At 47.3% G+C, this 15,821-nt stretch carries 11 protein-coding genes; 7 read left to right on the top strand and 4 right to left on the bottom strand.

All coding sequences use genetic code 11. The annotated features are described in order from the left end of the window. Positions 1-216: 216 nt before the first annotated feature. Positions 217-1,329: an alanine dehydrogenase gene (gene ald, locus AC4BAN_RS03965; protein ID WP_490563074.1), complete on the top strand. Its 1,113-nt coding sequence runs from the start codon at positions 217-219 to the stop codon at positions 1,327-1,329. Positions 1,330-1,502: 173 nt separating this feature from the next. After that, the gene (locus tag AC4BAN_RS03960; protein ID WP_490563073.1) at positions 1,503-3,371 is read left to right on the top strand and encodes an LTA synthase family protein; all 1,869 of its coding nucleotides are present in this window, start codon (positions 1,503-1,505) and stop codon (positions 3,369-3,371) included. A gap of 63 nt (positions 3,372-3,434) precedes the next feature. Here AC4BAN_RS03960 and AC4BAN_RS03955 read toward each other — a convergent pair whose 3' ends face one another. Beyond that, positions 3,435-3,881: a type I restriction enzyme HsdR N-terminal domain-containing protein gene (locus AC4BAN_RS03955; protein WP_490563072.1), complete on the bottom strand. Its 447-nt coding sequence runs from the start codon at positions 3,879-3,881 to the stop codon at positions 3,435-3,437. A gap of 89 nt (positions 3,882-3,970) precedes the next feature. On the opposite strand from AC4BAN_RS03955, the gene AC4BAN_RS03950 reads away from it, so the two are divergent. Next, on the top strand, positions 3,971-4,744 hold the full coding sequence (locus AC4BAN_RS03950; protein WP_490563071.1) for an AMP nucleosidase: 774 nt from the start codon (positions 3,971-3,973) through the stop codon (positions 4,742-4,744). Between the two features lie 11 nt (positions 4,745-4,755). Beyond that, a complete protein-coding gene (locus tag AC4BAN_RS03945; RefSeq protein ID WP_490563070.1) occupies positions 4,756-6,417 on the top strand; it encodes an amidohydrolase in 1,662 nt (553 codons plus the stop codon). Between the two features lie 145 nt (positions 6,418-6,562). Here AC4BAN_RS03945 and AC4BAN_RS03940 read toward each other — a convergent pair whose 3' ends face one another. The 3 genes from AC4BAN_RS03940 to AC4BAN_RS03930 form a co-directional block, all read right to left on the bottom strand. Next, positions 6,563-7,894 carry an MFS transporter gene (locus tag AC4BAN_RS03940; protein ID WP_490563069.1) on the bottom strand — a complete coding sequence of 444 codons (1,332 nt, stop codon included), beginning with the start codon at positions 7,892-7,894 and terminating at the stop codon, positions 6,563-6,565. Positions 7,895-7,947: 53 nt separating this feature from the next. Beyond that, complete coding sequence (locus tag AC4BAN_RS03935; protein ID WP_490563068.1) at positions 7,948-9,111, bottom strand: hypothetical protein; 1,164 nt, start codon at positions 9,109-9,111, stop codon at positions 7,948-7,950. Positions 9,112-9,474: 363 nt separating this feature from the next. Beyond that, positions 9,475-10,953 (bottom strand): hypothetical protein, encoded by a 1,479-nt coding sequence (locus AC4BAN_RS03930; protein WP_490563067.1) that lies wholly within the window; start codon positions 10,951-10,953, stop codon positions 9,475-9,477. 662 nt (positions 10,954-11,615) lie between these two features. Between AC4BAN_RS03930 and AC4BAN_RS03925 the strand changes: the two genes are divergently transcribed. From AC4BAN_RS03925 to AC4BAN_RS03915, 3 genes are all read left to right on the top strand, one after another. Then, a complete protein-coding gene (locus AC4BAN_RS03925; protein ID WP_490563066.1) occupies positions 11,616-13,232 on the top strand; it encodes an ABC transporter substrate-binding protein in 1,617 nt (538 codons plus the stop codon). 96 nt (positions 13,233-13,328) lie between these two features. Beyond that, positions 13,329-14,633 (top strand): ABC transporter permease, encoded by a 1,305-nt coding sequence (locus AC4BAN_RS03920; RefSeq protein WP_490563065.1) that lies wholly within the window; start codon positions 13,329-13,331, stop codon positions 14,631-14,633. Continuing rightward, complete coding sequence (locus AC4BAN_RS03915) at positions 14,630-15,712, top strand: ABC transporter permease (protein ID WP_490563064.1); 1,083 nt, start codon at positions 14,630-14,632, stop codon at positions 15,710-15,712. Before AC4BAN_RS03920 ends, AC4BAN_RS03915 begins: the two co-directional genes overlap by 4 nt. Positions 15,713-15,821: the final 109 nt, after the last annotated feature.

Below are 15,821 nucleotides of genomic sequence, written 5' to 3'. Positions count from 1 at the left end.
AGTTTTATTTTGTACTAATGGCAGTGATTTTATCACTGCCTTTTTTCATTTTAAGCTATACCCTGCCAGCCATACCCGAATGTTCTTTAATAGCACTTCTACAATCTTTCACTGCTTAAGCTCCAGTCGGTTAAAAGCTTCCACCTGCAGCCCTTTTATTTAAGGTAACTTGTGGTATATTTGCGCAGCATTACCAAACTATAATTCAAGAACGACATGATTGTTGGTGTTCCTAAGGAAATTAAGAATAACGAGAACCGCGTTGGTGTTACTCCTGCCGGTGTAATTGAGCTTGTGCGCAACGGGCACACTGTTTATGTACAGTCTACTGCCGGAGAAGGCAGCGGGTTCATGGACGAGGACTATACGAACGCCGGTGCTTCCATCCTTCCCAGCATTGAGGAAGTATACGGAATCGCTGAGATGATCATCAAAGTAAAAGAGCCGATTGAATCGGAGTACAGCCTGATTAAAGAAGACCAGTTGCTGTTCACCTATTTCCACTTTGCCTCTTATGAGCCGCTGACTCATGCCATGATCAAGCAGAAAGCTGTTTGCCTGGCCTACGAAACAGTAGAGAAAGCCGACAGAAGCCTTCCATTGCTTGTTCCGATGTCTGAAGTAGCCGGCCGAATGGCTGTGCAGGAAGGCGCGAAGTACCTGGAGAAACCTTTGCAGGGACGTGGTATCCTGTTAGGTGGCGTACCTGGTGTTCGTCCGGCCAAAGTATTGATACTTGGCGGTGGCGTGGTAGGAACCAATGCCGCTAAAATGGCGGCTGGAATGGGTGCTGACGTGACCATCATGGACAATAACCTGCAGCGCCTGCGTTACCTGGATGATATCATGCCGGCCAACGTGAACACGTTCATGTCGAATGAGTACAACATTCGCGAGCTCCTCCCAACACACGACCTTATCATCGGTGCTGTTCTGATACCGGGAGCCAAGGCACCGCACCTGATCACCCGGGAAATGCTCAAGGAAATGCGTCCGGGCACTGTGGTAGTGGATGTGGCTGTAGATCAGGGTGGTTGCATTGAAACCTGCAAGCCAACCACGCACCAGGACCCTACTTACATTATCGACGACGTGGTGCATTACTGCGTAGCCAACATGCCGGGTGCCGTGCCTTATACTTCTACGCTTGCCCTTACCAACGCAACGCTTCCTTTCGCCATTCAATTAGCGAACAAGGGCTGGAAAAAAGCCTGCGCCGACAGCCATGAGCTAAAGCTTGGTCTGAACGTGGTACAAGGAAAAGTGGTGTACCAGGGTGTGGCCGAAGCCTTTAACCTGGAGTACGTGCCTGTTGAGAACGTGCTGTAAGCCTTCAACTAAAATAGTAGGGAACGCCTTTCTGATCTTTATCAGGAAGGCGTTTTTCGTTCAGGCAAGGTTTTAGCCGTATCTTTGCCCTCGTGTGGCACCCGGTACACTAAGCGGGGCAGCCGCAGCAACACGGCTGCAAATTTTAATATTGATACACCTTTTGCTTTTACATGTTCGATAGCGTTTTAAAGCTGCTCCTGCGCCGTATGGGCCTGCTGCTGTGCCTGTATATGCTGCTGCGGCTCGTATTCTATATTTTTAACTACAAGGCTTTTGCTGAGGCTTCGGCAGTGCATACCTTACTGGCCTTTGTGTACGGGCTCCGCTTCGACCTGGCGGCCATCACAGCTGTGAATGCGCCTTTTATCCTGCTCTCACTTTTCCCCTTGGCCCCTGTGCACAAACCGGCATACCAGCGTTTTCTGAAAGTATGGTTCCTGGCGACAAACGCTCCCTTTATTGCTTTAGGTCTGGTGGACGTCGAGTTCTTTAAATTCATCGGCAAAAGGTCAAGCAACGAACTCACTACCATCACCGGCGACATTGCGGATCAGTTTGGGCAGCTGATCTTTTACTACTGGTACCTGGTGCTGGCGTTGGTGCTGCTTATTTTCCTGCTTAGCAAAGCCTATCCGGTGCTGAGAACTCCTCTCCTGCAGCAGCAGCAGCACCTGCTGCGCGTTGTGCGCCTGCTGCTTATTGCAGGGCTGGCCGTAGTGGCTGTACGGGGCGGCCTGCAACTCAAGCCTCTTCGCGTAAGCCATGCCTTCGTGTTAGAGCCAGCCGTGCTGGGGCATCTGTCCCTTAACTCGCCCTTTACATTTATCAAAGGCATCGGGCAGCCGGCGCTGGAGCAAAAAAAATACTTCCCTAGTCAGCATAGCCTGCAACAGGCCCTGCGCTTTAACCCAAAAGCGTATGCCCACCCCGTTGGGCCCCTGAAACACGACAATGTGGTCATCCTTATACTGGAGAGCTTTGCAGCCGAGTATGTGGGGGCGCTTAATAACGGCAAGGGCTACACGCCGTTTCTGGATTCCCTGGCGGCAGAAGGGGTGCTGTTTCAGAATGCCTTTGCCAACGGCAGAAAATCCATTGAGGCACTGCCTTCTATTCTCACTGGTCTTCCTTCTCTCATGCAGGAGCCTTATATCACCTCTGCTTACCAGGCCAACAAACTGGTGGGTTTGGGCACGGTGCTGGGGCAGGCAGGATACCACACCGCTTTTTTTCATGGAGCGGGCAACGGCACCATGGGCTTCAACAACTTTGCCCGCATTGCCGGCGTGCAGGCGTATTACGGCCTGGATGAGTATCCGGAGGAAAAGCGCGAACAGGATTATGACGGGCAATGGGGGATCTTTGATGAGCCCTACCTGCAGTATGTTGCAAGTGAGCTCACTGGGTTTGAAACGCCCTTTATGGCCACCCTTTTCACCTTAAGCTCCCATCACCCGTACACCGTGCCGCCAAAGTATAAAGGGCGCTTTCCGAAGGGGCAACTGGAAATACACGAATCGATTGGCTATACGGACCAGGCACTGCGGGAATTCTTCCGGACTGCCGCCAAACAGCCCTGGTACAGGAATACGCTGTTTATACTCACGGCAGACCATACTCAGAAAAGCACGGAGGCGGCCTACCAGAATGCGTTGGGTCCTTACCGGGTGCCGCTTGTGCTCTTTCATCCCGGCCAGCAACTGCAGGGAATTGATCAGAGCCAGGTGGCGCAACAGACCGATATCTTCCCGACAGTGGTGGACTACCTCAATATACCTACCGATAAAGTACTGCCCTTCGGCAGGTCGCTTCTAAACAACGAAGCGGGCAAGGCAATGCTGTACACCGGCAGCGCATACCTGTTGGTGGAGCAACGGCAGGTAACCGAGCTAACCCCGAATGATCAGCTGCGGTATTATACTTTCCCGGGCATGGCCCCTGCCTCCTCTCCTGCCCCGAAGTCGGGGGAAAACCTAAAAGCCTATGTGCAATACTACCGGGAGGCCCTGGTGAACAACAGCTTATACTTTGGCAAGTAACGCGTGAGACCCAGGCAAAGCAAAAGGGTAACTTGCTGGCACAGCTTGGTTTATTGCTAGCTTTTAATGACTGAAATCGGGAATGCCCGCCAAGGGCTTAAACTGCCTGGTTTCAAAATCCACCTGCCAGCAGAAGTGTTGCAGCCCATTGGTGATCACCACGTACAGGGCCTTTATAGTCTGGTTATACACCGATACCTGCTTGATCACCTCCTGTGTGATGGGCACATGCGCTGCTTTGCACTCCACCAGCAAGTAGGGTTTGCCTTGTGCGTTGTACACACACAGATCGGTGCGTTTCTGCAGTTTGTTGTAGCGTGTGCCCCGCTCTATACTGATCAGGCTTTTGGGGTAGTGCAAGCTGCTTACCAGGTAATGCACGAAATGTTGCCTTACCCATTCTTCTGGCGTTAAAATCACATTTTTACGGCGCAGGACATCAAATATCAGGTAATTAGCGCCGGATTTCGTAATATTGTACTCAAACGGTGGCAAATTAAGTGCATCCATGCTGCAATTTAGCCATTTTCCTATGCTCCGCCCTAGTCGCATTTGCTGCCGAGGCGGATTTTTTATATCTAATTCCTTATATTGACATCATGAAGACCAAAGAAGAAATAGTTAACGACTGGTTGCCCCGGTACACAGGCGTTCCCCTCGATGAATTCGGAGAGTATATCCTGCTCACTAATTTTGTGAACTACGTGCGCATGTTCGCCGATCGTTTCGGGGTAGAGATAAGAGGCCTCGACAAGCCCATGCAAACGGCCACAGCCAATAACATTACCATCATCAACTTTGGCATGGGCAGTGCCATGGCGGCCACGGTTATGGACCTGCTCTCGGCAATTAAGCCTAAAGCGGCGCTGTTCCTGGGCAAGTGCGGCGGCCTGAAAAGAAAAACGCAGATCGGCGACCTGATCCTCCCAATCGCAGCCATTCGCGGCGAGGGTACATCAGATGACTACCTGCCCCCAGAAATCCCCGCATTGCCTTCTTTCAGACTGCAGCGCTCTGTTTCGTCCATGATCAAGAAGCACGAGATGGACTACTGGACAGGCACTGTTTATACCACTAACCGCCGTGTTTGGGAGCACGACGAGGAATTTAAGGAGTACCTGCGCCAGATTCGCGCCATGGGCATCGACATGGAAACCGCCACGATTTTCACCGTCGGCTTCGTAAACGAGATCCCTCATGGTGCGCTGCTGCTGGTTTCGGATAACCCGATGATACCTGAAGGCGTGAAAACATCGGAAAGCGACAAGCTCGTTACATCCAACTTTGTGGAGAAGCACCTGAGCATCGGCATCGACTCCTTGGTGGAGCTTATCAACACCGGCGACTCCGTGAAACACATGCGCTTTGAATAATAGTTAGCACCATGACGAAACATCTGCGTTCTTTGGCCCTCGCCATATTTTTTGGTAGCGCCCTGTTAAACGGCTGCACCACAACCCGCTCAGGCAGCGAGGCAGCTGACCTGATCGTGTACAACGGCAAGGTTTATACGGTTAATGATAATTTTGATACAGCCGAGGCCTTCGCCGTGAAAGACGGCAAGATCATAGCCGTAGGCACTACTGCAGCGATACGCGGAAAGTATAAAGCAACCGAGGAACTGGATGCAGCAGGCAAAACGGTTTACCCGGGCCTGATCGATGCGCATGCGCACTTCTACCGCTATGGCCTGGCCCTGCAGTCAGCGGATCTGGTAGACACTGAATCGTTTAGGGAAGTGGTGCAGAAAGTAACCGCCCAGCGCGCCAAATACCCGGATACGGAGTGGATAACGGGCCGGGGCTGGGACCAGAATGACTGGGCCGTGAAGGAGTTTCCGACCAAAGACACCCTGGACCTGCTTTTTCCGGACACCCCGGTTATACTTACCCGCATTGACGGGCACGCGGCACTGGCCAACCAGAAAGCCCTGGACCTGGCTGGTGTTACACCTCAAACCAAAATGGTGGGCGGCCTGGTAGAAGTGGAAAAAGGTAAATTGACCGGTATCCTGATCGACAATGCTGTAGACAGGGTAAGTAGTGTTATACCCACACCTTCGGAGGCGGAAAAGCGGCAGGCGCTAAAAAATGCTGAGGCCAACACCTTTGCCGTCGGGTTAACCTCCGTTGATGACGCCGGCCTCGACAAATCTACCGTAGACCTGATCGATGCCATGCAACAGCAGGGTGCGCTACAAATGCGCGTGTACGCCATGCTCAACCCAAGTAAGGAGAACCAGGCGCATTACTTTAAAAACGGCCCCTATAAAACGGACAGGCTGAATGTACGCTCTTTTAAGATATATGCCGACGGTGCACTGGGTTCCAGGGGAGCCAACCTGCTTGACCCTTACCATGACAAAGCCGGGCATTACGGCTTTTTGCTGGCCTCAGAGCAGGAGTTTCGCGACATAGCCAGCTTGCTGAACGAGCACGGTTTTCAGATGAATACCCACGCCATTGGCGACTCGGCGAACCGCCTGCTACTGGATATTTACGGCAGCGTGCTGGGAGGAAAGAACGACAAACGCTGGCGCATAGAGCATGCCCAGATCGTGGCCCCCGCTGACATGAACAAGTTTGGTAAGTATAGCATCATTCCGTCGGTGCAGCCTACCCATGCCACGTCGGATATGTACTGGGCAGGCGACAGACTGGGTAAAGAACGGATCAGGCACGCGTACCCTTTTAAAGAACTGTTGCAACAGAACGGATATCTGCCCCTTGGCACAGATTTTCCGGTAGAGAGTATTAACCCTTTTTACACGTTCCATGCGGCTGTTGCCAGGCAAGATGCCAAAAACTGGCCGGAAGGCGGTTTCCAGTCCGAAAATGCCCTTACCCGACAGGAAGCATTGAAAGGTATGACGATCTGGGCCGCCAGATCAAATTTCGAGGAGCTGGAAAAAGGAAGCATTGAACCGGGCAAATTCGCTGACTTTATACTCGTGGACCGCGACCTGATGACAGTACAGCCTGAAGAGATGCGGAACACGCAGGTATTGCGTACCTACCTGAACGGGAAACTGGTGTATAAGAAGTAAGGCTGCATAAGCCAGCAAGCGCTGATCGTTAAGTTGCCATGGTGGCCTGACTTACGCTCGCATTAAAGCAGAAGTCCGCTGTAGTATTGAACTGCAGCGGATTTTTTACTTTAATCCTTATAAGGCATTTTTACAGTGCCGCTTTTTATACTTTGAGAGGCTCCTGCTCCGTTGCCTGTAGCTGCTCCAATGATTTTTTGCCCCGCACCAGAAATAAGAAGATCAGGCCCAGCCCGAAGAAGATGATAAGCGCCAGGATGCTGTTGCGCATAGAACCGGTGACCTGTGCTATGGCCCCGTATGCAAGCGTTCCGAGCACGATAGAAACCTTCTCCGTAACATCGTAAAAGCTGAAATAAGACGCATGGTCAACGGTAGTGGCCGGTATGAACTTGGAATAGGTGGAGCGAGAAAGAGATTGGATTCCCCCCATCACAGAACCCACAACGGCAGCCAGCACATAGAAGTCGAACTGCCCCCGGATAAAGTAGGCACCGATACATACCCCGATCCAGATGATCACGGCCACGATCAGCGCCCTGATGTTCCCGTACCTGCCCGATAAAAATGCAAAGGCATACGCTCCGGCAATGGCTACCAGTTGAATGATGAGGATGGTTATGATCAGGGCCTCACTGGGCAGGTGCAACTCCTCTATGCCAAAAATAGTGGCGACGTACATCACCGTTTGCACGCCCATGTTGTAAAAGAAGTAGGCCAGCAAAAAGCGCTTTAGCATCGGAAGCTGCCGGACCTGGGCCAATACTTTTTTAAGCTCAACAAAACCATTCAATATCCAGTTGCCCTGCGGTTTACGCTGGTACACGTTGCCTGGCAGGTGATAGAAAGTATACTGTGCAAAGCCGAACCACCAAAGTCCTGTGGTTAAAAAAGCAATGCGCGGGGGCAGCGACGTATTCTCAGGGGCAATGCCGAACCATCCGGGCTGCAGGATCATGGCCAGGTTAAAAACAAGCAACAGCACACTCCCGATATACCCCATCGAAAATCCCTTGGCACTTAGCCGGTCATATTGATCCTCGGTGGCTATTTCGGGCAAATACGCATTATAGAACACAATGCTGCCGCTAAATCCAATGGAGGCACAAACAAAAAGCAACACAGAAACCGTGAATGTTTCCCTTGTAAAAAAATAGAGACCGACACAGGACAAGGAACCAATGTAGCAAAAGAGCTGCATGAACAGTTTTTTACGCCCGCTGTAATCTGCAATGGCGGTCAGGAACGGGCTTAACAGCGCAATGATCAGGAACGCTCCGGAAATGGCATAGGAAAAAAGCACTGAGCTCTCCAGGTTGAACCCCAGGAAATTAACCAACGATGAACCATCGGCATTAGTGGCAACCGCACTGTAGTAGATGGGAAAGATAGTGGAGGTAATGACCAGAGAGTATACCGAGTTGGCCCAGTCATAAAAGCACCAGGCGCGGGCAATGGTGGGGTTATTTTTTTCCATAGTTGAAAAATAGCAAAAAATACGCGATCTGCTACACCATTTTCAGCGGAAGCTTAGATTCTTTTCCGCTTGGCCACAATCTCTGATACAAGTTCCAGCAGGTGCTCGTACGGAATGATCTCTACCTCGGCAAAGGCATCACCAGGAAGCGGGGTAACACGCAACTTTTCTACTATAGTTTTGCTTTTAGACTCCATAGCCTCAAGGTCGAAGCCCGTTTTTATAAGGAGTGTCAGGAACTGGAAAAACAGCCTGGCCCTTGTTGCCTTCTCGCCTTTCAGGTATTTTAAACTATACCTGTTCAACCTGTTCAACACCACATCGTAATCGTCTATTGCCTCGTTGGCTAGCTGCCGAATGGTTTCGATTACAACGAGGGCTACATTAAACCCTTCTTTCCCTTTTGGCAACAGCACCATTTCGTCCACTAATTTGCTTTCGACACCAATGTTCTCTATTCCGAGCTTGTATTTAAAAAGTAATTGGCAATACTGTCCGTAAAGGTCCCACCTTTCTAAATGATGTGTTAGGAGACGAATAAGATACTTGGAGGTGATAATGGAGCGATACAATTCTAAAAGTAAGCCATATCGCTTGGCATGTATGGCCATCAGCAGGTAATTCTCCATAAAGGCAAACCAGTTCAAGGAGCCTTCTTCAAAACGAGCCAGGTACTTATCAGCCACAGCCAGTCCTTCATCATACTGCTTTGTCTGTAACAAGGCGTAAAACCGGGCATAACTGTTAAACCTGAAGTTAAACCAATTGGCATGGATAATCTTTTTAAGAACCAGTTCTTCCGCTTCTTCTATTTGTTTGGATATAGCCAAGTGATTTCCCTGCATTTCTAAGAAGCTAATTTGCAGGAAATGATGGTAATAGAAAATTTTAGATGATTTAGATTCCGTCCACAAGTTTAAGAGGCGTCCGATCGCACACGGAAACTTGACTAGTAGCTCAGAACGATCATCAAAAGTAGTTTTAACGACAATCATTATCTCCTGAAAGATCTTAGTGGCTTCACGCTCAGCAGTTTCTATGCTATAGTAATGCTCCAGGATCTTTTCCTGCTTTAAGAATTTCTTTTTTTCGCAGAGCACCTGGCTTACCCACTGCTTTTGCTCGAGCAACATCACTACATAATCATTTACTTCATTCTCCCTAGCCAATTTTAGGGCCTGATCAAGTACTTTCTCAGCAAGCCTTGGCTCATTCATGGCGATAAAACTTTCCGCTTCAAACAAAAAGGATGCACACTTGGATTTAACGATATTTATTATGGGTAAATTACTTTCAGAGAGTTCTGTAAAATGGAGATGGTTGATCAGTTTTTTTTTCAGTCTTGACTTAAGCATCCGATAACTAGACGTTTGCTTCCCATTTCCATACATCTTTAAGGCAGCGTCCGTATCTGAAGTAACTTTCTTGGTTTTTATGAGTTCATAAAGGTGCACATCCAGGTTATTTTCATCCTGAAAATTGATCAAGGGAAATGCTTTAGCACCATATTCCTGAACCAGGTTGACCAATCTTATCAATTCGTCCATGTTTATCTTTTAAATACAAAGTTGGTGGTCTGTTCAGGTATTATTTTTCTCCAAGATATCCAGAATAGACAACCAGAGATGCTCATAGGGGACAATCTCTATTTCTGAATACGCGTCTCCTGGAGCAGGTGTAGCGAGAAGCTTATCATAGTTTTTTTGACCTTTACTACGGCAAAGTGTTGGGTCAAAATCCTCGGTAACGGTAAGGAACAGTAACTTCAAAAAAAGTTTGCTACGTAAACTAAAAGCATCTTTAAGATAAGTATTAACATACTTTTTCAAGCTCTCAATTCTATAGATTAAAGCATCTGAATCTTTCTTCTTCAGAAAATAATAAAATTGTAGGATCAGAATAGCGACGTTAAACCCCTGTTTATCTTTGCTGTATTCAGGCAAAGAGATAATAAAAGGATTTGTAGCTTTCCCTAACAAAGAATCACCTGATATAATAGCCAAATAGGCTTGGTACAATCGCCATCGCTCTTTGGCAACTGATGGAACCTTATGATAATAGTTGTTATGAAAAGTCCGTTCAAGAAGTGAAGTCGCTAGCTCATATTTTTTAGAGTGTAAGGCTAACAAGAAATAGTTCTCGAGATAAGCAAACCAGTTAATAGAATTAAGGTTAAAATCAGGAAGGAATTTCTCAGCATAAAACAAGCCTTGATTATATTTAGAAGCTCTTAAATGGGCATATACTAAAACATATTTGTTAAAACTGGTGTCAAAACGAGGGCCTAAAATCTTGTCTTTTTGGATTAGCTCTTCTGATAGAACCGTTAATTCAATAATTTTAGTAAAATTACCGACCAATTCGTAGTACCATAAATACACTTTATAATAAGCATTAAAAGAATCAAAAGTGTTACACGACTTCCATAAATATTCCAGTCGTTGCACGTCTTTTTCAAGCTGAGGAAGGTATTCGCGTCTTGATTTAATTGATTTTTTCAGTTGTATTTTTATAAGCTGAAACAAGTTAACGGCTTCCCTATCATACTCTTTCTTTTCAAGCAAACCTTCTAGATCTTGCTTGTTCTTCAAATAACTTTTCAAGCTCCCAAGCTCAGAATTGCAGAAAAGCAAAATTTCCAAGGCTGTAATTTCCAAATTGATCAAATCATATTCTCGTGCAATCACTATTACCCGCTTCACATTCAATGCGGACAGTTTATAATCATTTTGTTTGAGGAACAAATTGGCATGGTAGAGTAACATGTAACACTCCTGTTCTTTTTGCAAACAAGGTTTTGCTTTTAGTCTGTCATAGTTTATAAAAAACATATTGTTATACAATTTACGCTTTACCCTATGTTTCAGCATTTTATAGCGCACATCATTAGGATTGGTGTCATAAAGGTCCTGGGATGCCTCCTCATCCGTCTCATACTGCTTCTCCATCAAGTTCCTAATAAAAAGTCCTTCTTTACCTTTTAAGTTATCATCAGGCAAGGAACTGGATATGCTGTTGCAGTACGTCACTAGTCTTGAGAGCGCCTTTAATTCATTCATATTATAGTGTAAGGTTTTTCAAGTATAACATTTGGAGTTTTTCAATTATATAATCTCTGGTACTTTGCCAGTCAATTTATAGCAATAAAATAGATTTTCAAGTTGTTATTTTTTTAAAAAGAATGAAAAGTTACTTATTAACTAATTAAATAACTTTAATATTTTTAAAATTAGGTTAATTTCTGTTTAAATAATTTTTATACCGAAATAGGTCATTAAATTACAGCTTTAACACAAGTTACTCAAACACATAAATATTCTTTTTTTAAGCAAGATGAATAATCCATATTTGTAAACCAATAACCCCTTAAGCAATAAAAATATGATATCTCTAATTGTAGCCATCATCATTACACTGTCCTCAGGACCGACAACTGTCCCATCAAACCCGACAACAGATTCTGGAAACAAAACCGAAAAGGCAAAGGATAAAGACAAAACTACTGACCCGGGTGCCTCAACAACGGGCGGTATAGGAAACTGGGGTGAATAACAACTTATAGATTCATGCTAATTTTACTTATCTTGCTTTTCTTATTTAAGAATTTACCAGGATAACCTGAATGCAAAAAATTAGCATACTCCTATTAAGTTTATTATTCCTTTTAAGTAATTGCAGGCAACCAGAGCAACAGCCGGATGAAGTACGCATCCGGCTGGATATGGAGCCTGAAACACTTAGTCCGGTAAATTACAGCGATAAAGGGGCAATTCAGATTCTGAACCTCCTTTTTCAGAGTCTGTTGGGAGCAGACCTGGCCTCGGACCAGATAAAACCTGTGCTGGCCGCCCGTATGCCCGAGATTACCCGAATCGACTCCACTACCCTCTTTCAGTATACTTTAAGAGAGGAGGCGACATGGGCTAACGGTTCTCCGGTAACAGCAGCTGACGTGGCCTTCACGCTGAAAGTTTTAAATGCTCCGCTTTTAAACAATGAGCGACTGAAGCCCCAGGTAGAATTTATCAGGGAGATTAGGCTTGACAAAACCGATCCGCTCAAATTCACGCTGGTGTGCAACGGGTTTGCCCCGGAGATGGAGCTTTTAACGGGAGATTTTTTTATCCTCCCGGCTTATTTATTCGACCCGAAAGGGTTGCTTTTACCTTTCGAGTTACCGGCTTTAAAGGGCGATCTTTCCGAGCTAGAAAACAAACAGAATTTAGAAGCCTTTGCCCAAACGTTTAATAGCTTTGCCTTTAACCGAAGCAAAGATATACTTTTGGGCAGTGGTGGATACCAGCTTACAGAATGGGTAACCGGGCAGCGCCTGACATTAAGCCGCAAGCCAAACTGGTGGGGCAATGCCATAGGGGTTTCCCATATCACAGCCAACCCGGAACTGATCAACTTTTATGTTGTTCCGGATAATACTACGGCATTACTGGCTGTTAAAAACCGGCAACTCGATGTACTGGATAAGATTGAAGCCGCTGCATTCAACCAGCTCCGAGCGGATAATTCCTTTACAAAGGATTATGCCCTTTACTCCCCGTCCTCCTATGAGTTCTCGTATGCCGGCCTAAACAGTCGGCTGCCAAAATTAAGCGACAAGCGAACGCGACAGGCCATTGCTTATTTACTGGATGTTAACAGCATGATCCGGACTTCGCTGCAGGGTTATGCCACGCCAACCATTGGCCCCATCCCCCCTTCCCTTAAAAAATTATACAACACCGACCTGATGCCCTATACCTATAACCAGGAAAAGGCCAAAGCCTTGCTGCTGGCCGCCGGATGGGAAAAGCGCAGCAATGGGTGGTTCCGACGACTAAATGGAAAGGAAACCCAACTCACCATAGCTGTAATCTACCGGGCGGGGAACACTATTTTTGAGAACATGGCCCTAATCTTTCAGCAAAGCGCGGCGCAGGCGGGAATTCCTGTAACGATAGATGCCTTAGAGGCAAGCTTGTTCAGCCAGAAGTCAAAAGCCCACGAATTTGACATGTTTTTCCGCTCGATTACCGGCAACCCTTTTGCTTTTAATTTTAAGCCTCTTTTTCATACATCGGCTGCCAGCCTGGGCGGAATTAACTATACCGGTTTCGGAAATCAGCAAAGTGATATACTTTTAGATGCTATAAACGCGGCTGCCACGCCAGAAGCCAAAGCGAAACTGCTGAAAGAACTTCAAAAAGCGCTGCACGAGCAAGCCACTTTCATTTCGCTCTTTTACCAGAAAGACAGGCTGGCGGTGCACAGGCGTTTTGGCAACCTTAAGATTTCAGGTCTTGACCCGAATTACGATGTCAGTTCTTTCACTTTGAAAAACTAACAGCGCCAAATGCTGCCATTTCTATTTAAAAGATTACTCTTAACCCTGCCAGCTCTATTTATACTTGCTACGTTCATTTTTTTACTTAGCAGGCTTTTGCCGGGTACGTCTGGCGCCGAACAAATTCTGCAGGAGAATGGCGGGTATTACAGCAAAAGCAGTGCAGCCGGTAAACAGGAAGTATATAAAGCCTATTTACATAAAACCGGACTCGATCTTCCGCTTTTCTATTTCTCCATAAAATCAGTTATTGAGCCTGACACCTTAGGTTTGGTGTACCCGGAATCAGACAGAATCCTTTTACAAAAGCTCAACTGGCAGTTCGGTGACTGGCCAGCGGTTGCAGCTTATTATAAAAGTCTGAAAGCCTATGAAGCTTCTCTTCCTTCAACCAATAGTGCCCCTGCCCGGACTGCCCTAGAAAAATTATATACCAGTTCCAGTGCTCTTGAAATAGAGCACCATCTAAAAGGATTGTTCGAAACAGAAACCGATAATGCAGAAATTGCGGCAGCTGGTAAACAGGTTAATACCACTGCATCAGCTCTTGTAAGGTCACAAGACGGCCTGGCGTTTTTGCTCCCTATTTTTACATGGCATGGCGCACAAAATCAGTATCACCTTTGGTTAAGCCAGCTCATCAGGGGCAATTCCGGCAGCTCTTACCGCGACATGCGTCCGGTACACCTTGTTCTTTTTGATGCTATGGGCAATACCCTGTGGCTTATCCTCTTCAGCTTAGCTGTAGCTGCTGCGGTATCATTGGAGCTCAGCTTGCTGATGGTTTTGCCGAAAGGGCGACAGCTAAAAAGGTTGCTGTTGCCGTTTCTGTATGTCCTGGACAGTGTTCCTGTTTTTTTGTTAGCCCTTCTTTTACTCGTCTTTTTTGCCAGTCCCGCCTTTTTGCAGTGGTTCCCGGTGCTTAACATGGGCTTTCCGTTCCGGGGCAGCGCCACCTGGCTAGAGCAAGTTAGTTGGCAGCTGCATTCACTGGCACTACCGGCCATTTGCCTTGTCCTGGCCATCGTGCCGTTTTTAACCAGTTTGTTGTATAGGTCACTTTCTGAGGAGAAAAAGGCTGACTATGCGCGCACAGCCAGGGCAAAGGGTTTAGCAGCTTCTCAGGTTGTCCGGCGTCACCTCCTCCGTAACGCTTTAATCCCTTTCATCACGGTAATCACCGAGGCTTTGCCTGCCCTGCTGGCAGGCACCGTGGTCGTGGAAACGATTTTTTCAATTCCGGGCTTAGGCCGGTTGCTTGTGAACGCGGTGATGTCGCGTGACTACCCGGTATTAGTGGCAATTATTCTGTTGGTGGCCCTTGTACGGGTGGTGGCGTACCTTCTGGCTGATTTCGGGTATGGTTTAGCAGATCCACGCATCAGGCAGCGCAACCTATGAGCCAGCCACTTCAGGATATAAAACAGCTGTGGCAGTGCCGCGTCGGATTCAGGTTGGCCTTGATTTACCTGGCTCTTCTTTTTGCTCTTGTCCTTTTCCTGCCTTTTCTGCCATTGCCATTCGAACCGAATGCGCTCGACCTGGCACATCCTTACCAAAAGCCTTTTGAATGGGGCGCATCCGCCTCAGGCCATTGGCTGGGCACAGATGCTTTGGGCCGCGACATGGTAGCCAACGTCCTGTACGGCGCCAGGTCGGCTTTCTTTGTCAGCTTTCCGGTAATGTTTCTCTCCACTATCTTGGGGGTTCTCTTGGGGTTGAGCGCAGGGTATTTTGGCAACAAAGACCTGCGGTTCAGTTTAGCTGATCTGGTTCTGGGGGCTGTTGCCCTTGTCATGGTCTATTATTATGGCCTATACCTCCCCTTCCAGTTAAATAGCCTGGGCTTAGGCCAGGTACCTATCCTGAAGAGCCTGGCACTGCTCCTGCTCCTATTGTTTGGTTTATTCCTGCTGCGGTTGGTGCTCAGGTGTTGGCGGAAGCCTGTGAGAAAGGTAGCATTCCCATTAGACTACCTGGTACTGCGTTTGATGGAGGCCCTGAACAGTATTCCAAACCTGTTACTCGTCCTGGTTATTGCCTCCTTTCTATCCCCCTCTGTGGTCGTTCTATCTGTCATCATCACTTTAACCTACTGGACCTCAACTGCACGACTTGCACGGGCTGAGCTATTGAAAATAAAAAATCTGGCTTATTTTGAGGCCGCCCGAAGTCTGGGATATACGCAGCGACAGTTGGTTCTGCAACAGGCCTTACCGAACATGCTCGGCCCCATTATCATCACTTTTAGTTTTGGTGTCGCGGGTTTGCTTGCCCTGGAATCTACTTTATCCTTTTTGGGCATTGGTGTGCCGGGTTCATTTGTCAGTTGGGGGAGAACTATTGCTGGTATCCGTGCTAACCCATCCGCCTGGTGGCTCCTGGTGTTTCCCGGCGTAACCTTGTCGCTTACAGTGCTGGCCTTACAAATGGTTAGCTATTATATGCTGCAAGCAATTAAAAAAAATTACCGGCCGTAAATGTTACCTTTTGCCATTTTACACGCGTCTTTTTTCGCGGAAAAGATCATCACATGCCTCACTTTTAACCTTTTACAGCTTTAATGCTCAAGCCTGGCTTCGCATTATA

It is taken from the genome of Pontibacter sp. GD13, assembly GCF_058216355.1.
The sequence above is the reverse complement of the archived record's forward strand: the minus strand, read 5'-3'. Positions and strand labels throughout refer to the sequence as shown.

What these genes read in the sequence shown, in the direction of transcription:
- ald (WP_490563074.1), top strand. Translation starts at nt 217, where the DNA reads ATGATTGTTGGTGTTCCTAAGGAAATTAAGAATAACGAGAACCGCGTT.
- AC4BAN_RS03960 (WP_490563073.1), top strand. Translation starts at nt 1,503, where the DNA reads ATGTTCGATAGCGTTTTAAAGCTGCTCCTGCGCCGTATGGGCCTGCTG.
- AC4BAN_RS03955 (WP_490563072.1), bottom strand. Translation starts at nt 3,881, where the DNA reads ATGGATGCACTTAATTTGCCACCGTTTGAGTACAATATTACGAAATCC.
- AC4BAN_RS03950 (WP_490563071.1), top strand. Translation starts at nt 3,971, where the DNA reads ATGAAGACCAAAGAAGAAATAGTTAACGACTGGTTGCCCCGGTACACA.
- AC4BAN_RS03945 (WP_490563070.1), top strand. Translation starts at nt 4,756, where the DNA reads ATGACGAAACATCTGCGTTCTTTGGCCCTCGCCATATTTTTTGGTAGC.
- AC4BAN_RS03940 (WP_490563069.1), bottom strand. Translation starts at nt 7,894, where the DNA reads ATGGAAAAAAATAACCCCACCATTGCCCGCGCCTGGTGCTTTTATGAC.
- AC4BAN_RS03935 (WP_490563068.1), bottom strand. Translation starts at nt 9,111, where the DNA reads ATGAATGAGCCAAGGCTTGCTGAGAAAGTACTTGATCAGGCCCTAAAA.
- AC4BAN_RS03930 (WP_490563067.1), bottom strand. Translation starts at nt 10,953, where the DNA reads ATGAATGAATTAAAGGCGCTCTCAAGACTAGTGACGTACTGCAACAGC.
- AC4BAN_RS03925 (WP_490563066.1), top strand. Translation starts at nt 11,616, where the DNA reads ATGGAGCCTGAAACACTTAGTCCGGTAAATTACAGCGATAAAGGGGCA.
- AC4BAN_RS03915 (WP_490563064.1), top strand. Translation starts at nt 14,630, where the DNA reads ATGAGCCAGCCACTTCAGGATATAAAACAGCTGTGGCAGTGCCGCGTC.